This is a genomic window from Nocardia sp. NPDC058480, assembly GCF_042720495.1.
In the GTDB taxonomy this organism is placed as follows: domain Bacteria; phylum Actinomycetota; class Actinomycetes; order Mycobacteriales; family Mycobacteriaceae; genus Nocardia.
Window position 1 is genome coordinate 298,705 of record NZ_JBHXMN010000002.1, and the last position, 16,707, is coordinate 315,411.

A 16,707-nucleotide genomic window follows, 5' to 3' on the forward strand; every position below is an offset into this window, starting at 1 on the left:
AGCGCCGTGGTCGCCAACTCGCTACCACCGCGGGGCGGTTCAGACCGGCCGCACCAATCCGTGGCGGACGAGTCCGGCGACCACACCGAGTGCCTGGGCGGCGAATTCCGGCGTGACCTGCTCGGCTCCGTCGGCGAGAGCGAGGAGTTCGATCAGCTCGTACAACGGCAGCCCGTCGGGCCGCATTCCCGCGACCAGGGCGACTGTCGACTCGTCGACTTCGTGCTGCCAGCGTGGTCCGTCGCCGCGATGAAGCCGGGCCACCTGCTCGGTCCAGCCGAACTCGCCGGGCAGGTATACCCGCTCCAACGCGGTCGCCGGGCTCGGCGCGAAACGAGATGTCCACGCGAGTTCCTCGTCGCCTGCGACCGCGCGCAGCCACGCCGACCGCGCGAAATACCCGGCCACCTCAGTGCCGAGCGGGTCGTCGAAACCGTGGGTGAGGTCCTCGGCGAGGAGTTCGGTCGGGCCGTCGATCGCGCGCAGATAGACGAAGCCGAACCCGATGCCTTCGACGTCGGCGGCGTCGAAGGCATCGAGCCACCGCGCCGCCTGTTCCTGGGCGGCCGGGTCGCGGGGGTCGAGGCCCGCGTCGCGCAGCCAGGTGCCGACGTAGAGGGCCGGGTCGGCGACGTCGCGCTGCACGACCCACGCGTCGACGCCGTGGGCGGGCAACCAGCTCGACACCCGTTGCCGCCAGTCCTCGCCGTCCACGTGCACCCAGGCAGCGAGCATGGCCGCCGTGCCGCCGGGTGCCAGCAGCGCGGGCGCCCGCCCGATAACCAGTTCGCTGGCGCCGTCCAGGGCGAGTCCGGAGTCGCGATAGGTGTGCTCGATGCGCGCCGGACCGACCACGAACGGCGGATTGGCCACGACCTGATCGAAGCGCCGCCCGGCCACCGGCTCGAACCAGGACCCCTCGAGCAGTTCGATATCGAGTTCGTTGAGCGCCGCCGTGGCCTGTGCCAGCCACAAGGCCCGCGCGTTGACATCGGTCGCGGTGACCCGGCCCGCGTAACCCGCCGCGTGCACGGCCTGCACGCCACAGCCGGTGCCCAGATCCAACACGGTGCCGACGGCTTCGGTCGGTGTCGCGCGCAGCAAGGACAGTGACGCGTGCCCGACGCCGAGGACGTGATCAGAGGTGAGCGTGCGCCGCCGCATCGAATCGTCGAGATCGGACAGGATCCACCGCGTCCCCGCGCCGACATCGAGCGGCCGCAGATCCAGCGCGGCCCTGACCTCGTCGCCCTCGCGGAGGAGCAGACCCGCCGCCACCGCCGCGTCGATGCGCACCGGCGCCAGCGCGGCGGCGACCTCGCGCTCCGGCAACACGTCGCCGAGAAGCAGCAACCGCACCAGCGTGCCGAGGTCACCGGCCGCGCGCGCGGCCCGGCGCACCGGTACCGGCTCCGAACGGCTCAGCGCCGCATGCACATCCGGACCCAGCGCTTCCACCAGCGTGTCGGCGGCGTAACCGACCCGGATCAGCGCGGTGCGCAGGTCCGGGCACAGTGCGGTGAGCAGGGAGTCGGTCATCGTCGGGTTCGTAGGCACCCGCCTACTCTGCCAGGACCGCGAGTACTGAGATCGACCAACTGCCGGTGCGTGTCGCCGCGCACACAGCGCCTCGGGTCGCCGGTGGCTGTGGCGGTCGATGCGGCTGGGAAGGATAGCCGTCGGGTCGGATGGGCATCGTCTGCGCTCGCAGTGGCCGACCGATTGACGTATTGCGATAGTCGGCGGCGCTGCTGCTCAGCCGGTGTACGGGTCTCTGGATGTCACGCAGTACAGCGCGTTTCCGGGGTCCCGTAGGACTATCCAGTGTTCGGCGTCGGTGATTCGGGTGGCGCCGAGGGATTCGTGCCAGGCGGCGGTGGCAGTGATGTTCGACGAGGCCAGGTCGGCGTGCGCGCCCGTGGGGCCGGGGTCGTCGAGGCGTTGGAGCAGGAAGTGCAGTGGCTGGTCGGGGCCGCGGAGGCGGGAGAATTCCGGGCGGCGGCCGGGCCTGTGCGTCCAGTCGGTGAGTGCCTGCCAGAAGGCGGTATCGGCGTCGATGTCGGTGGGGGACAGGTCGAGACAGATCTGGTCGAGGCGGGTCACCGTGCCGTCGGGTGCGGTCGACACCGTGACCGGTGCAGGCCCGAGATCCGATCGGCCGGCCGCCGGAGTGAGGCAGAACGTCTGTCCGGCAGGCGATTCCAGCACGGTGTAATCAGGCAGCTCGGCCGTGACGCGGGCGCCGAGCCCCGTTGCGGTCGCGACCGCCGCGGGGATGTCGTCGACGTCGAGGTCGAGATGGATGCCACCGTCATCGCCGACCGCTTGCATCTTGATCCACGCAGGTCCGGTGGCGGGCAACAGCGTGACGAACTCGTCGTGCTCGCCGCGTGGCGCCGACACCGTGGAATCGGTGACCGTCGCCCAGAACCGCGCACAGTCGGCGAACGAATCGACGGGCCGATCGAGAAACGCCCAGGTCCAGCGAATCATGCTGTCTCCCTTCCGATATGCGGCACTCGCCGAGCGGTCGGCCTGTTCCGGGCACACTGTCGGCAGTCCTGTCCGAACGGTAGGCGCCATGAGCTCCGCTGTCGACCAAGGTTGCGCGAGCGGATCGCGAGCGCCGCGATCGAGAGAACCTTGCGCGCGGGCGTCGAGAGTCCTTGGTGCGCAGTATGCGCGGCCGTTGACAGGCCCGCGCCCGTACTTGTTGGCAGGATATCAACGAAACATGTCATATCGGCCACTAGTCCGTCCTTCGCCGATGCGGCACGCTGGGCAAGTGACCGATCTACGTGCGCCCCTGCCGCCCACCGGCGACGACCCGGCCGACAACCTCACTCGCACTCCGGCATCGGGCGCCGGCGAACGCGGTCGACTCCACCCCGCGTGGATCGTGGCCGGCGTCGGATTCGTGGCCCTGCTCGGCGCGGCCGCCTTCCGCTCGGTTCCCAGCGTCCTCATCGACCCGCTGCACACCGAATTCGGCTGGTCACATGCGACGATCTCCACCGCCATCTCGCTGAATATGCTGCTCTACGGCCTGATTTCGCCGTTCGCCGCCGCGCTGATGGACCGATTCGGCATCCGCAAGGTGGTGTGTTCGGCGCTGGTGCTGATCGCCGCGGGCAGTGGGCTGACGGTGTTCATGACCCAGGCGTGGCAATTGGTGGCGACCTGGGGACTACTGGTGGGCGTCGGTGTCGGGTCGATGTCCATGCCGTTCGTCGCCACTATCACCGGACGCTGGTTCGTCCGGAGTCGCGGCCTGGTCACCGGGGTGCTCACCGCCGCGGGCGCCACCGGTCAGCTGGTGTTCCTGCCCCTGGTCTCGATGCTCGCCACCGAGCACGGCTGGCGGCTGCCCGCATTGATCGTGGCGGCGGTGGCACTGTCGGTGGTGCCGCTGGTGTGGTTGTTCGTGCGCGACTACCCCAGCGATGTCGGCGTGCGTGCCTACGGGGCGCCTGCCGGTTCGGACGCGGGGGCGCGGGTGCCGATCGCCGGCGGCGCGAACCGGGCGCTGACGGTGTTGGCCTCGGCCGCGCGCCAACCCGGATTCTGGCTGCTGGCGGGCGGATTCGCGATCTGTGGTGCCTCGACGAACGGCCTGGTCGGCACCCATTTCGTCACCGCCGCCCACGACCACGGCATGCCACCGACCACCGCGGCCGGACTGCTGGCACTGGTCGGAATCTTCGATGTGGCGGGCACCATCGCCTCGGGCTGGCTCTCCGACCGCGTCGACCCGCGCTATCTGTTGCTCGGCTACTACTCGCTGCGCGGCCTGTCGCTGCTGATCCTGCCGTCACTGCTCGGCCCGCACACCCAGCCGAGCATGTGGGTGTTCATCGTGTTCTACGGCTTGGACTGGATCGCGACGGTCCCGCCGACGGTGCTGCTGTGCCGTGAACTCTTCGGCGCCGACGGACCGATCGCGTTCGGCTGGGTCTTCGCCGCCCACCAGGTCGGCGCCGCGATCGCCGCCACCGGCGCCGGCCTGATCCGTGACCTCCAGGGCTCCTACGACCTCGCGTGGTACGTCGCGGGCGGTCTCTGCGGTATCGCGGCCGTCATGTCGATGTTGGTCCGCAGACCCAAGACGGCCGTGTAGCCGAACGCTGGCGGCTACCCAGCCTTCGCTAGCCGGACTGCGTGCGACAGGCGCCTATTCCAGCGTCTTGTGGTGTCCGGATTCGAGGGCGATCTGGTTGTTGCGGCCGTCCCAGCGGCTGGGTTCGTCCTTGGTACGCGGCGGCCGATCGTTGGCGACCAGTACCGCGATCCAGGGCAGCGGCACCGAGGCGGCGATGATCAGGATCGAGAGCAGCGGGTTCTCGAACGCGCTGTAGGCGATCGCGGCCAGGATCAGGCAGGGGATCCGGAAGGCCATGATGAACGTGTAGCGGCGCACTCTGGCGCGATGCTGGTCGTCGAGCGAGGGCGCGGCCTCGGTGATCAGCACGGCATGTTCGGCGGGGGCGGGACGGAAGAACCCACGCGAGGGCTTGGGCTCGGTGGGCATGGTCACTTCCGGGTCCGGCTTCGATTCGTCGGCGCCTGGGACATCGCCGTAGGACTGCATACCCCCGAGTCTTCCACTCGGCGTCGTCGAGCGCACACGCGGCTGGTCAGCGGTGCGGGCGCCGGATGCGGCATCATGGATGGCGTGAGTACAGACACTCTGGTACGCCCGGAAACCACGACCGACGAGACGACCAGCGACGACACCCCCAAATTCTTCCATTATGTGAAGAAGGACCGGATCGCCGAAAGTGCCGTGATGGGCACGATGGTCGTCGCCCTGTGTGGCGAGGTTTTCCCGGTGACGCGTTCGGCCAAGCCCGGCTCGCCCGTGTGCCCGGACTGCAAGAAGGTCTACGAGGGCTTGCGCAAGGACGGCGACTGAGCGCAGCGCTCGGTCGATGACGCCGGTGCCTCGGGTGAGGCGTCGGCGGTTTCGTCGTGCTCGTCGACCTCCTCGTCGTCACCGCGCACCTGGCTGGTGATCCAGTCCTTGACCTGCTCGATCCGGGTGGCCCGGGCAGGCCAGAACTCCTGAACGGCGGCGTTGAACTCCGCGCCGAGGATCACCGCGAAGCCGAGAAAGTACGTGAACAGCAGGAAGGCGATCGGAGTGGCAAGCGCGCCGTAACTCACCCCGGTGTCGGTGATCCACGACAGGTACCGGCGCAGCAGGTCGCTGGCGCCCATGAAGAAAACCCCGGCCACCAGTGCACCGCCGAAGAGCCGATGCCACGGCAGCGATTTGTGCAGGGCCAGCTTGTAGAGCGTGGTCAGCCCGAAAATCAGCAGCAGGCCGACGATCGGGTAGTAGAACGTGTCGATCAGCCGCAACCCCGGCTCACGCCAGGATTCGGGCAGCACCCGCCCGATCCGGGTCGGACCCAGGGCGATCACCGGCAAGATCAGCACCGCGGCCACCAGGAACTGCACGTACAGCAGCAGCGCGAAGATCCGCTGCCAGATCGGGTGACGCGCGTCCTGCTGCCCGTGCGCCTCCACGATGGCGTCGACGAAGGTAGCCATCGCCGAGGATCCGGCCCACAGCGACAGCACGAAACCCACCGACACCACCGCACCGCGTCCCCGGCCGAGCACGTCGTCGACGGTCGGTTCGATCAGATCCGAGACCACCGACGGACTGAAGAACTCGCGGCTGAACGCGATGATCTTGCTCTCCACGATCTGCACGGTGTCGGGCCCGAACAATCCGCCCACATAGCCGAGGCTGCCGAGCAGACCGAGCAACAGTGGGGCCAGCGACAGCGTCTGCCAGAACGCCGCGGCCGCGGACTTGGCGAAGATCGAATTGTCCCAGCACTTGATGGCGACCCGGACCATCAACCGCCATGCCGTAGCCAGCCGGCGCACCCACGGCGCGTGATCGCTGTGACGTTGCGGGGCGGCCTGCGCGCCGACCGTGGGGCGCGCGGGCGAGTCGAGGGGCGGGAGCGTGTGCGGCGGGTGTGCCGCGTCGGCAGCCGGGACCTGGTCGTTGTTCATCTCAGTGTCAAGCATCCCGCACGATGGAGGTCCGTGTGGTACGGGCCGGGCATCGTGTCGGCGGGTAACAGGTAAATGGCCGGTGACCACGGGTGCGGTTGTGATGCCTGTCGCCCACCCCGCGTCGGTTTGGCGACACGCCGCATCGGGCGGCTAGGGTCGTCTGCGTGACTGGGTCGGGTGGTGCCGCTACGGCGAAGCAAGTGGGGACACCGGGCGATTCTGCCGCAGGAGGTGCCCCGTCGGGTTCGCTGCGCGCCTGGCAGCGGCGCGCATTGACGAAATACCTGGCCACCAAGCCGCGAGACTTCCTCGCGGTCGCGACGCCCGGCGCCGGTAAAACCACCTTCGCGCTGCGGGTAGCCGCGGAGTTGCTGGCGGATCGCACGGTGGATCAGATCACCGTCGTCGCCCCGACCGAGCACCTCAAGCACCAATGGTCGTCCGCGGCCGCGCGGACCGGAATCCAGCTCGACTCGCGGTTCTCCAACTCCACCGGCGCGACCTCCGGCGACTATCACGGCGTGGTCGTGACTTATGCCCAGGTCGCCGCCCACCCCACCCGGCACCGGGTGCGCACCGAGAACCGGCGCACGCTGGTGATCCTCGACGAGATCCACCACGCGGGCGACGCCAAGACCTGGGGCGAGGCGACCGAGGAGGCGTTCGGCGACGCGACGCGTCGTCTGGCGCTGACCGGAACCCCGTTCCGCAGTGACGATTCGAAGATCCCGTTCGTCACCTACGAGCCCGACGAAGGCGGTTTCCCGCGTTCGCGCGCCGACCATTCCTATGGCTATGCCGACGCGCTCGCCGACGGCGTCGTGCGTCCGGTGGTGTTCCTGGCCTACTCCGGCGACGCGCACTGGCGCGACAGTGCGGGTGAGGAGCACACCGCCCGGCTCGGCGAACCGCTCAGCGCCGAACACACCGCGCGGGCCTGGCGCACCGCGCTCGATCCGGCGGGCGACTGGATCTCGTCGGTGTTGCGCGCGGCCGACATGCGCCTGCGTCAGCTGCGCGCCTCCGGGATGCCCGACGCGGGCGGTCTGGTGATCGCCACCGATCAGGAACGGGCTCGCGACTACGCCGAACTGCTCGAACACATCTGTGGCGAGCGGCCCTCGGTGGTGCTCTCCGATGATCCGCAGTCCTCGCAGCGCATCAGTGAGTTCGGCAAGAGCACCCAGCCGTGGATGGTGGCGGTGCGGATGGTGTCCGAGGGCGTCGACGTGCCACGGTTGGCCGTCGGCGTGTATGCCACCAGCGCGTCGACGCCGCTGTACTTCGCGCAGGCCATCGGCCGTTTCGTGCGTGCCCGCAAGCCGGGGGAGACCGCGAGTGTGTTCCTGCCGTCGGTGCCGGTGCTGCTGGATCTGGCCGCGCAGCTCGAGCTGCAGCGCGATCACGTCATCGGCAAGCCGCATCGCGAGAAGGACGGCCTCGACGATGAGCTGCTGATGGACGCCAACAAGGCCAAGGACGAGCCCGGCGAGGACGAGAAGTCCTTCGTCGCGCTCGCCGCGGACGCCGAACTCGACCAGCTGATCTACGACGGATCCTCCTTCGGCACCGCCACCATCGCGGGCAGCGACGAGGAAGCCGACTATCTGGGCATCCCCGGTCTGCTCGACGCCGACCAGATGCGCGCGCTGCTGCGCGACCGGCAGACCCGCCAACTCGCCGACCGAAGCGCCGCCCAGGAGTCCGCCCCGCCGCCAGCGGCCGTCGCCGAACGGGTCGCCACCTCCGACAAATTGGGCGAACTGCGCCGCGAACTCAACAGCCTCGTGGCCATGCACCACCACCGCACCGGCAAACCCCACGGCGTGATCCATGGCGAACTCCGCCGCGAATGTGGTGGTCCGCCAACGGCATTGGCCAGTGTCGATCAATTGGGCGAGCGCATCGCGGCCCTGCGTCGACTCTGAGAGATCCCGCCGACGGGTCGCCGCCCTCGACGTAGATCCCTGTCCGGCCGTTCGTCGATCACACGGCCCCACCTAGCGCGTCGCGGCCGCCAGTGTCTGCATGGCGCTGTCGACGGCGATGTTCAGTTCGTCGGGCCCGACGCCGTCTCTGGCCTGGATCGACAGCCCGTAGAGCACAGTGCTGAAAAGCATGGCGAGCGAAGCGGTGTCGGTGTCGGGGGCGAGGTCGCCTTCGGTGACGCCACGGTCGAGCCTGGCGTGGATGTCGGCTGTGGTGTGGCGGCGGGCTTCGACCAGGAATTCGCGGACTGCGGCATTTCGGGTGGTGTAGGTCGCGCCGGCGAGGACGACCATGCAGCCGTGCGGAAGGCCGGGGTCGGTGTAGATCGGAATGTTGTCGCGCAGCATCGCCTCGATCGCGGCGTAGGCGGTGGGTTGCTCGCGCAGCGCCCTGGCCGTGTGGGAACCCTCGCTGCGGCCGTAGAGCTCGACGGCGGCCCGGAACAGTGCTTCCTTGTCGCCGAAGGCGGCGTAGAGGCTGGGGGAGTTGATGCCCATGGCGGCGGTGAGGTCGCTCATCGAGGCGCCGTCGTAGCCCCGTTCCCAGAACACCTCCATCGCCCGGCGCAGCGCGACCTCACGATCGAAACCCCGGGGACGCCCGCGTTCTGCCATGCGAAACCTTTCTGTGCCGATCGGTAAATATACCCCGTGGCGCGGGAGTCGCAGCGTCCGCCCGCTAATTCTGTGTCGATCGATAAGAAACTCTTGACGGCGGGGTGTGGATGCGCTTGTCTATTTGTGTATCGACCACTACAAAATTGGAGCGAGCCCGATGACGAGTACTGACAACGTTGCCCTGGTGACCGGCGCGAGCCGTGGGATCGGCGCGGCCATCGCCCGCGCACTGGCCGCCGCGGGCGCCGATGTGGCGTTCACCTACCAGCGCGACGAGGTCGCCGCGAAGGCGGTCGCCGCCGACATCGCGGCGCTGGGCAGGCGGGCGCTGCCGATCAAGGCCGACAGCGCCGATGCCGCACAGGTCGTCGCCGCCGTCGATCAGACCGCGCGCGAACTGGGCGGCCTCGATGTGCTCGTGAACAACGCAGGCATCTTCCCGGCCAAGCCCTACGAGGAGTTCACCCTCGACGAGATCGACCGCGCGCTGAACATCCACGCACGCGCCGCCTTCGTCGCGGGCCAGGCCGCTCTACCGCACCTCGGCGAGGGCGGCCGGATCATCTCCATCGGCTCCAACCTGTCCGACCGCGCGCTCTTCGGCGGGCTGTCGCTGTACAACCTGAGCAAGTCGGCCCTCAACGGCTTCACCAAAGCCCTTGCGCGCGAACTCGGTCCGCGCGGCATCACCGTCAACCTCGTCCAGCCCGGCCCCACCGACACCGACATGAACCCGGCGAACAGCGGCCACGCCTCGACCCAGCGAGAGTTCAACGCCCTCGGCCGGTTCGGTGCCGCCGCCGATGTCGCCGACCTGGTCACCTTCCTCGCGGGACCGTCCGGTCGATCGATCACCGGCGCGATCCTCACGGTGGACGGTGGCACCAACGCCTGAGCAGGGTCGATGGGCACATGGCTCGGGATGTCGGGTGCCGCGTGGTGTTCGAGCGGATGAGCCGCATCGCCTGCGGCTCATCCGGCCGTTGATTCCTGGCCGAAGGCTCAGGGGGCGGGCACGAAGAACTGGGTCGGGTCGAGAGCGTTGATGCTGGTCCAGCGCGGTTCCTGGACGGGGAGGCCGGAGTCGGTGGTGGCGTCGAAGTAGCCCTGCAATTCCAATGCCAGGCGCGGATTCTCGTCGACCTTGCGGGCGATCGTGTACAGGGTCGCGAACACATGCACGCAGCGCGCGGTCCGTGCCGAGCAGGAGCAATCGGTGCTCACCACGGTCGGCGCGGGGGAGTGGCCCGCGTCGAGCAGGGCCCGGTGCATCTCGTCGGTGAGGACGGAGGGGTCGGTGATCGTGTGACCGATCGCGGTCACCGCCGCCCGCGACAGCGGTGCCACCTCGACGTGCGCGATCGACGCCTGACCGCCGCGATGCAGGTGCGCGCGCACGGTGCGACCCTCGATCTCGATGCGCGCACCGTCGTTGCGGGCGATGCTGCGGGCCCGCGGCAGCAGTGGTTCCGGGCGGGTCTGGCGCAGCGGTTCGGCCAGTCTTACCCAGTCCATTCCCCATGGGGTGTAACCGAATTCGTTGTCGGCCATCAGTTCGCTCGCTTCCGGCGCAGGATGTCGACGAGGGCGTCGTCGTCGAGGCGGGCCAGTTCGGCGATGCCCGCGGTATCGGACAGGTCCGTCAGCGCGGACTTGCGGGTGTGCATCGCCGCGATGTGTTCCTCCACCGTCGTGGCGCTGGTGAGGGTGGTGACGGTGACGGTGCGCGTCTGCCCGATCCGGTGCGCCCGGTCCGAAGCCTGCGCCTCCACCGCCGGATTCCACCAGCGATCGAAATGGATCACATCGGCCGCACGGGTGAGGGTGAGGCCGGTGCCCGCGGCGCGCAGGCTCAGGATCAGGACCGGCGGTCCGTCCGGTGCCTGGAAGCGGGTAACCAGGTCGCCGCGCTGGGTGGCGTCGAGCCCGCCGTGGAAGAACGGCGCCTCGACGCCGAACTGTTCGGCCAGATGACGCACCAGCAGGTCGCCGGTCTTGCGGTACTGGGTGAAGATCAGCGTGGGGTCACCGGTGTCGAGGTTGGTGGCGACGATGTCGGCGCACAGGTCGAGTTTGCCGGAGCGGCCCGCGAGTTCGCCCAGGTCGCCGGAGACCAGTCCGGGGTGGTTGCACACCTGTTTGAGGTGGGTGAGCGCGGCCAGCACCCGTCCCTGTCGTTGCAGGCCCGAGCCGAATCCCTCGTCGAGGGCCTCGGCGAGTACCGCGTCGTACACCCGTTCCTGCTCGGCGGTGAGATCGCACAGCAGATCACTGTGGATCTTCGCGGGTAGCGACGCCGCCACCTGAAGCTTCTTGCGTCCCAGGACAACCGGCTCGACAGCATCGCGCAGCCGGGCCGCCGCTGTGGCCGAACCCTCCTCGATCGGCCGGACGAACCTTCGCCGGAACTGTGTTCGATGTGCGAACAGTCGCGGCACGGTGAGGTTGAGCAGCGCGAACAGTTCGTCGAGGTGGTTCTCCACCGGCGTGCCAGTGAGCGCGACCTTCGCGTCGGCGGTCAACGCTCGCGCCGCCCGCGACACCTGGGTCCGCGGATTCTTCAACGCCTGCGCCTCGTCGAACACCACCGTCGCCCACTGCTCACCGGTCAGCGCCGCACCGTGCAGCCGCAAGGTCGGATACCCGGTCACGACGACCGTCCCCGCCCCGGCGGACACCGCACCACCACGCCACGGCACCGGCTTCAACCCCGGCGCGAACCGTTCGATCTCGTGCGCCCAGTTGCCGACCAGCGAGGTCGGGCACACTACCAACTGCGGCCCATCGGCGCGCCCCTGAAGGAACCCGATCGTCTGCACCGTCTTACCGAGGCCCATCTCGTCGGCCAGCACGGCCCCGCCGTACGCCGAAACGGTCTCGCGCAACCAACCGACCCCACGCACCTGATACGGCCGCAGCGTGGCATCGAGGACACCCGCGAGCTCTCCGTCCAGCGCCTGCGTCTCGCAGAGCACCCGCGCCGCTCGCTCGGCGGAGACGATCGCAGTGCCGACCGCATCGGGCACCGCGTGCGCGGCGGCGGGTAATCGGCCGGGCCGTTCGTCGGTCATCAACGCACGCCACGCCAGGGCGGACGGGGCGAGGTCGTCGATGGTGACCTCGGCCAGTTCGGCCGACGTGACCACGGCGGTCGCCACTTCGACGGTTTCGATCGCGCCGCGCTCGCCGACGGGCAGCGCGAGGGTGAGCTGTTCCGGATCGCCGATTCCTGTCGGCGCGGCACCGGCATCGTGCCCGGTCCACGTCCACAAGGCGAACAGATGACGGTCGGGGAGGTAGGTGGCCTCGATGGCGGGCAGAACGTTCTCCTCTGATCGGGAAGCGCGAACAACCGAACAACGTACACTGTACTGAGTTTGTTCCCGAACGCTCGGACAAGTTCCGGAGAGGACGGCCCGTGCCCGCCGACGAGGACGCGAAATCCACCGCACAGGCCACCCAGATCCTCGAACTACTGTGGCGCCACGCCTTGCCGTCCAAGCCGGGCGCGCGTGGCCCGAAACCCGGTCTCACCGTGGACGATGTGGTCTCGGCCGGCATCACGCTGGCCGACCGCGACGGTATCGACAAGCTGACGATCCGGGCCGTCGCCGCGGAACTGGGCCTGCGCGCGATGAGCCTCTACACCTATGTCCCCAGCAAGGACGCCCTGATCGTGCTCATGGTCGACGCCGTCGCCGCCGCGGACACCCCGATCCCGGTCGACCTGCCGGTCCGGGCACGCATGATCGCCATCGCCACCCAGATCAGGGCCGAACTGATCGAGCACCCCTGGCTGCTGGAAGTGTCCCCCTGGCGCCAGGTACTCGGCCCGGCCAGGATGCGCCGCTACGAACGTCAGCTGGCCGCGATCGACGGCGTCGGCCTCGGTGATCTGGTCATGGACCGCGCGATCGCGGTGCTCACCGACTTCGCCACCGGCAATGCCCGCCTCGCCATCGCGGCCGCGGGGGCCGCCGCGCAACTGAGCGACGCGCAGTGGTGGGAGGTCAGCGGCCCCGTACTCGCCCGGGTGATGCCCGCCGACGAATTCCCGCTCGCCGGGCGGGTCGGCACCGCCGTCGGCGAGTACTACCAGGCCCCCGCCGACCCGGACGGCGCGTTCGACTACGGCGTGGTCACTCTCGTCGACGGCATTCTCGCCGACGCCCGCTGAGCGCCGATGCGGCATTCCTCCGCCGCGCACGGCCGAAGCGTTCGGCGAGGGCCTGCGTCGATACCCGGATACAGCAACAGCGGGCGCCCTGTTCGGGTCGCCCGCTGTCGGGAGTATTTGATTGTCGGATGTGATTGTTCCGGACGCGAGGAGGGGTCAGATCGCGGGAGCTTCGTCCGTGTTGATCACGGCTTCGAGTTCGCGCAAACGGTCCATGTGTTCATTCGCGTGATGCTGGCAGAAGAGCAACTCGCCACCCGCAGGAAGCACGGCACGCACTCGGGCAGCCGCCCCGCAACGATCGCAACGATCGATCGCGGTCAGTGGGGTGCTGGTCAGGGTTCCTGGCATGACTCCTCCGTCCCGGCTCCCGGCGCTGCGTGGCCGTTCGCCTAGGTGTGGGCCTCGTGGTCACTCCACGTGGCTCGCGTCCGCTACTTCCCAGCAGTGGTACGACTACTCTGTCAGACGTTCGGGGTTCAGGCTTTGTTCCCGGAAGTGAATCTTTGTGTTTTCGATAACAGACCTGCGGTTTCGCTGAAAGCGAACACCCGCCGGTCGTCGGTTTCGAGCACCCACCGATCACCCGCGAAGCGCTGATGCCACCTCCCACTCGATCCTGCTACTCACCGATATGTCGCTCGCTGCGGTGTTGCTCGTTACGCACGGGGCGTAACCACCGAACCGGGCCGAACATGTCGAGTTGTGACAGGGTCTTGACCGTCCGAACCTGTTGTCTACCCGGAGATTACCCGTGACATCCGACACTCACACGTTTGTTCACCTGTGTTCTTCCCAAGAATGGGAACAAGCCCGCAGCGCGGGCGAACGCAGACCCCCGTCACTGGCCGACGCCGGCTTCGTGCACCTGTCCACCCCGGAGCAGGTCCACCTGCCCGCCAACCGGCTCTTCGCCGGCCGCACCGACATGGTCGTGCTGTGGCTGGATCCGGCGGCGTTCACCGGTGCGGTGAAGTGGGAGCCGGGAGTGCCGAGCGACCCGTCGTCGATGCTCTTCCCGCACCTGTATGCCCCGCTGCCGGTCGCCGCGGTGCTCGCCGCGCAGCCGTACCTGCCCGGCTCCGACGGCGTGTTCACGACACCGCGCCGGGACGGAGTGGCGTAGACCACAATCGGCACCGGGCGCGACTACTGTTGATGAGGTGAACGTCGACGTCACAGCGCTACCGGGCATCGGAGTGCGTAAGGATTTCGAAGTCAGGTCGGGGCGCCGCGTCGGGGTGGTCGCCCACCGCGACGGTGACATCGATCTGATCGTGTCCAAACCCGACGACCCGGACGCCATCGCCGCCCAGGTGCCACTGTCCACCGATGAGGCATCGGTGCTGGCGAACCTGCTCGGCGCGCCGCAACTGGTCGCCAAACTCAACGACGACCACCGCGATCTGCCGGGCATCACCACCCGTCAACTCGCCGTCGTCGACGAATCACCCTATGCGGGGCGAACCCTCGGCGAGACGGGCATGCGCACCCGTACCAAGACCTCGATCGTCGCGGTGATGCGCGCCGGTCAGCTCCACCCGTCACCCGGACCGGACTTCACCTTCACCGAGGGCGATCTACTCGTGGTTGTCGGCACCCCGGAGGGCCTGGAAGCGGCCGCGAAGATTCTCGTGCACGGCTGAGCGCCGTGACCTCGCAGGCCTTGGCTCTGCTCGAGCTCGGCGTGATCTTGTTCGCGCTGGGGATCTGCGGGCGAGTGGCGGGCCGGTTCGGGATGTCACCGATTCCGCTGTACCTGCTCGGTGGGCTGGCGTTCGGTCGCGGCGGGTTCATCGAGCTCGACGCCGCCATCGAGTTCGGGCACATGGCAGGCGAGATCGGTGTCGTGCTGCTGCTGTTGCTGCTCGGGCTCGAGTACACCGCCCCCGAGCTGATGACCGGCCTGCGACGCTCCTGGGCGGCCGGAGTGCTGGACCTGGTCGCCAACGCGCTCCCCGGCGTCGCGGTGGCGCTGATCCTCGGCTGGGGTGTACTCGGTGCCGTCGTGCTCGGCGGGGTCACCTATATCTCGTCGTCGGGGATCGTGGCCAAGGTGCTCGACGACCTGGGCCGCCTCGGTAACCGCGAGACCCCGGTGGTGCTGTCGATCCTGGTGTTCGAAGACCTCGCGATGGCGGTGTACCTGCCGATCCTGACCATGATGCTGGCGGGGCTGAGCCTGCTGAGCGGACTGATCTCGCTGGCGATCGCGCTCGCGACCATCACCGTGGTGCTCGTGGTCGCGCTGCGTTTCGGGCGGGTGGTGTCGGCGGTACTCGACAGCGCCGATCGCGAAGTGTTCCTGCTCCAGCTGCTCGGCGCCGCGCTGCTCGTGGCCGGCGCGGCCTCGGCGCTCAATGTCTCGGCCGCGGTCGGCGCGTTCCTGCTCGGCATCGCCATCTCGGGATCCACCGCGCACGAGGCAGCGAAACTGCTGGAGCCGCTGCGTGATCTGTTCGCCGCGATCTTTTTCGTCGCGTTCGGCCTGTCGATCGACCCGGCCGCGGTCCCACCGGTGTTCGCCTGGGCGGTCGCGTTGGCAGTGGTGACCACCGGCACCAAGATCGCGGTCGGCTGGTGGGCGGCGAGCAAGCAGGGAATCCGGCGGATGGGCCGTGCGCGGGCGGGCGCGGCGCTGGTGGCGCGCGGCGAATTCTCCATCGTCATCGCGGGACTGGCGGTCGCCTATGGCAAGGCCGACGCGGAACTGGCCGCGCTGGCCTCGGCCTATGTGCTCCTGATGGCGATCCTGGGCCCGATCGCGGCGCGCGTGGTGGAGCCGGTGGTCGAATTCGTCAGGCGCCGTTCGGATGTCGCGACGAGCTGATCAGTCGACGACGCGACGCGGCCAGGCGCCTGCACCGTCGTAACTCAGTTCCTCGGTGCGGTACTCCTGCGGTGCGGCCGGCGCGAACTGCGCGACCGGCCGTGCGGTCCTGGCCGGTCGCGGACGGTGCCGCGAGGTCAGCCACATGCGCGGCAGCGCTTCCTCGTTCTCGATCTCGGTGAGGCTCACGCTGATCAACACGAGCATGGTGACGATGCTGCTCACCCCGATCAGCGGAGCCAGCAACTCCATCGCCTCGGCGCCGGTCGCGGGCGCGGTCTGATGCCCGGTGTGCGCGCGCATCGACGCCATCCCGGTGTAGTGCATGCCGCACACGGCTACGCCCATGATCAGCGCCGCACCCACGGTGGCGAGAAAACCCTTGACGCGCAACGTGAACCACAGCGCCACCACCGAAGCCACCACCGCGATCAGCATCGACAGTGCCACGATCGCCGGGTCGTATTGCACGGTCGCGCTGGACTTCATCGCGTACATGCCGGTGTAGTGCATGGTCCCGACACCGAGGCCGGTGATGGTGCCACCGGCGAGCAACGAGCGCAGTGTCGGCTGCGGCTTGTTGACCATGAACAGCCCGATCCCGACCACCACCATCGCGGTGATCGCGCTGCACAGCGTCAACGGGATGTCGTAGCGGATGTCGGCGCCGCGGATGGTGAAACCGAGCATGGCGATGAAATGCATGACCCAGATGCCGGTTCCGCCGATCGCGATCGCGGCGCCGATGAGCCAGGCGACCCGTCCCTCGGCGGCATTGCGACCGCGAGCCGCGCACTGCAGCCCGAGCAGACAACCCGTGACCGACATGAAGTAGGCGAGAACGGGGGTGATCCAGCCGTAGCTGAAGTGGTAAATGTCGAGCACGCGCGAAAAACCCTCAAATGCCGATACCGCAGACTCGAGGCGGTAGAACGAAAAACTGAATGTGACGATACGGTGAAATTCGCCAAACCGTGTCCTCCCCAGTGCAATCCATCGGTGTGGGTTTGATCACGAAACGATTACCCGTCGGTACATTGGATAAAACAGACCGCTTGGAA

General features: G+C 68.6%; 17 protein-coding genes. 8 read left to right on the top strand and 9 right to left on the bottom strand.

Going from position 1 to position 16,707, the window contains the following annotated elements; genetic code table 11:
* Positions 1 to 39: 39 nt before the first annotated feature.
* Positions 40 to 1,539 carry a methyltransferase gene (locus tag ACFWO8_RS06960; RefSeq protein ID WP_378944870.1) on the bottom strand — a complete coding sequence of 500 codons (1,500 nt, stop codon included), beginning with the start codon at positions 1,537 to 1,539 and terminating at the stop codon, positions 40 to 42.
* Positions 1,540 to 1,755: 216 nt separating this feature from the next.
* Positions 1,756 to 2,493, bottom strand: a complete 738-nt coding sequence (locus tag ACFWO8_RS06965; protein ID WP_378944873.1) for a VOC family protein — start codon at positions 2,491 to 2,493, stop codon at positions 1,756 to 1,758.
* 292 nt (positions 2,494 to 2,785) lie between these two features.
* Between ACFWO8_RS06965 and ACFWO8_RS06970 the strand changes: the two genes are divergently transcribed.
* Positions 2,786 to 4,117, top strand: a complete 1,332-nt coding sequence (locus tag ACFWO8_RS06970) for an MFS transporter (protein WP_378944877.1) — start codon at positions 2,786 to 2,788, stop codon at positions 4,115 to 4,117.
* 54 nt (positions 4,118 to 4,171) lie between these two features.
* On the opposite strand, the gene ACFWO8_RS06975 is transcribed toward ACFWO8_RS06970, so the two are convergent.
* Complete coding sequence (locus ACFWO8_RS06975; protein ID WP_378946188.1) at positions 4,172 to 4,528, bottom strand: DUF3099 domain-containing protein; 357 nt, start codon at positions 4,526 to 4,528, stop codon at positions 4,172 to 4,174.
* Positions 4,529 to 4,672: 144 nt separating this feature from the next.
* On the opposite strand from ACFWO8_RS06975, the gene ACFWO8_RS06980 reads away from it, so the two are divergent.
* Positions 4,673 to 4,912 (top strand): DUF3039 domain-containing protein, encoded by a 240-nt coding sequence (locus ACFWO8_RS06980; protein WP_056815556.1) that lies wholly within the window; start codon positions 4,673 to 4,675, stop codon positions 4,910 to 4,912.
* On the opposite strand, the gene ACFWO8_RS06985 is transcribed toward ACFWO8_RS06980, so the two are convergent.
* Positions 4,882 to 5,868, bottom strand: a complete 987-nt coding sequence (locus ACFWO8_RS06985) for a YihY/virulence factor BrkB family protein (RefSeq protein WP_378946191.1) — start codon at positions 5,866 to 5,868, stop codon at positions 4,882 to 4,884. The genes ACFWO8_RS06980 and ACFWO8_RS06985 overlap by 31 nt on opposite strands.
* 365 nt (positions 5,869 to 6,233) lie before the next feature.
* Between ACFWO8_RS06985 and ACFWO8_RS06990 the strand changes: the two genes are divergently transcribed.
* A complete protein-coding gene (locus ACFWO8_RS06990; RefSeq protein ID WP_378946194.1) occupies positions 6,234 to 7,961 on the top strand; it encodes a DEAD/DEAH box helicase in 1,728 nt (575 codons plus the stop codon).
* A gap of 72 nt (positions 7,962 to 8,033) precedes the next feature.
* Here ACFWO8_RS06990 and ACFWO8_RS06995 read toward each other — a convergent pair whose 3' ends face one another.
* Positions 8,034 to 8,636, bottom strand: a complete 603-nt coding sequence (locus tag ACFWO8_RS06995; RefSeq protein ID WP_378944881.1) for a TetR/AcrR family transcriptional regulator — start codon at positions 8,634 to 8,636, stop codon at positions 8,034 to 8,036.
* A 160-nt stretch (positions 8,637 to 8,796) separates the two neighbouring features.
* Between ACFWO8_RS06995 and ACFWO8_RS07000 the strand changes: the two genes are divergently transcribed.
* Positions 8,797 to 9,534 (top strand): SDR family NAD(P)-dependent oxidoreductase, encoded by a 738-nt coding sequence (locus ACFWO8_RS07000; protein ID WP_378944884.1) that lies wholly within the window; start codon positions 8,797 to 8,799, stop codon positions 9,532 to 9,534.
* A gap of 107 nt (positions 9,535 to 9,641) precedes the next feature.
* On the opposite strand, the gene ACFWO8_RS07005 is transcribed toward ACFWO8_RS07000, so the two are convergent.
* Both ACFWO8_RS07005 and ACFWO8_RS07010 read right to left on the bottom strand, forming a co-directional pair.
* Positions 9,642 to 10,190 (bottom strand): hypothetical protein, encoded by a 549-nt coding sequence (locus ACFWO8_RS07005; protein WP_378944887.1) that lies wholly within the window; start codon positions 10,188 to 10,190, stop codon positions 9,642 to 9,644.
* The gene (locus ACFWO8_RS07010) at positions 10,190 to 11,920 is read right to left on the bottom strand and encodes a DEAD/DEAH box helicase (protein WP_378946199.1); all 1,731 of its coding nucleotides are present in this window, start codon (positions 11,918 to 11,920) and stop codon (positions 10,190 to 10,192) included. The genes ACFWO8_RS07005 and ACFWO8_RS07010 overlap by 1 nt, the downstream gene beginning before the upstream one ends.
* 137 nt (positions 11,921 to 12,057) lie before the next feature.
* Between ACFWO8_RS07010 and ACFWO8_RS07015 the strand changes: the two genes are divergently transcribed.
* Positions 12,058 to 12,816 (top strand): TetR/AcrR family transcriptional regulator, encoded by a 759-nt coding sequence (locus ACFWO8_RS07015; RefSeq protein WP_378944892.1) that lies wholly within the window; start codon positions 12,058 to 12,060, stop codon positions 12,814 to 12,816.
* 156 nt (positions 12,817 to 12,972) lie between these two features.
* On the opposite strand, the gene ACFWO8_RS07020 is transcribed toward ACFWO8_RS07015, so the two are convergent.
* Complete coding sequence (locus ACFWO8_RS07020; protein WP_378944895.1) at positions 12,973 to 13,167, bottom strand: hypothetical protein; 195 nt, start codon at positions 13,165 to 13,167, stop codon at positions 12,973 to 12,975.
* 403 nt (positions 13,168 to 13,570) lie between these two features.
* Between ACFWO8_RS07020 and ACFWO8_RS07025 the strand changes: the two genes are divergently transcribed.
* The 3 genes from ACFWO8_RS07025 to ACFWO8_RS07035 are packed head-to-tail and all read left to right on the top strand — an operon-like array spanning position 13,571 to position 15,646.
* Positions 13,571 to 13,942 carry a DUF952 domain-containing protein gene (locus ACFWO8_RS07025; RefSeq protein WP_378944898.1) on the top strand — a complete coding sequence of 124 codons (372 nt, stop codon included), beginning with the start codon at positions 13,571 to 13,573 and terminating at the stop codon, positions 13,940 to 13,942.
* Positions 13,943 to 13,979: 37 nt separating this feature from the next.
* Positions 13,980 to 14,462, top strand: coding sequence for a cation:proton antiporter regulatory subunit (locus ACFWO8_RS07030; RefSeq protein ID WP_378944901.1), 483 nt, complete (start codon positions 13,980 to 13,982; stop codon positions 14,460 to 14,462).
* Between the two features lie 5 nt (positions 14,463 to 14,467).
* On the top strand, positions 14,468 to 15,646 hold the full coding sequence (locus ACFWO8_RS07035; protein ID WP_378944904.1) for a cation:proton antiporter: 1,179 nt from the start codon (positions 14,468 to 14,470) through the stop codon (positions 15,644 to 15,646).
* Here the strand turns inward: ACFWO8_RS07035 and ACFWO8_RS07040 are convergent, their stop codons facing one another.
* Complete coding sequence (locus tag ACFWO8_RS07040; RefSeq protein WP_378944907.1) at positions 15,647 to 16,531, bottom strand: MHYT domain-containing protein; 885 nt, start codon at positions 16,529 to 16,531, stop codon at positions 15,647 to 15,649.
* Positions 16,532 to 16,707 lie beyond the last annotated feature (176 nt).

Coding starts and splice junctions, on each gene's coding strand:
- ACFWO8_RS06985 (WP_378946191.1), bottom strand. CDS start 5,868: ATGGTCCGGGTCGCCATCAAGTGCTGGGACAATTCGATCTTCGCCAAG.
- ACFWO8_RS07020 (WP_378944895.1), bottom strand. CDS start 13,167: ATGCCAGGAACCCTGACCAGCACCCCACTGACCGCGATCGATCGTTGC.
- ACFWO8_RS06975 (WP_378946188.1), bottom strand. CDS start 4,528: ATGCCCACCGAGCCCAAGCCCTCGCGTGGGTTCTTCCGTCCCGCCCCC.
- ACFWO8_RS06995 (WP_378944881.1), bottom strand. CDS start 8,636: ATGGCAGAACGCGGGCGTCCCCGGGGTTTCGATCGTGAGGTCGCGCTG.
- ACFWO8_RS06960 (WP_378944870.1), bottom strand. CDS start 1,539: ATGACCGACTCCCTGCTCACCGCACTGTGCCCGGACCTGCGCACCGCG.
- ACFWO8_RS06965 (WP_378944873.1), bottom strand. CDS start 2,493: ATGATTCGCTGGACCTGGGCGTTTCTCGATCGGCCCGTCGATTCGTTC.
- ACFWO8_RS07005 (WP_378944887.1), bottom strand. CDS start 10,190: ATGGCCGACAACGAATTCGGTTACACCCCATGGGGAATGGACTGGGTA.
- ACFWO8_RS07000 (WP_378944884.1), top strand. CDS start 8,797: ATGACGAGTACTGACAACGTTGCCCTGGTGACCGGCGCGAGCCGTGGG.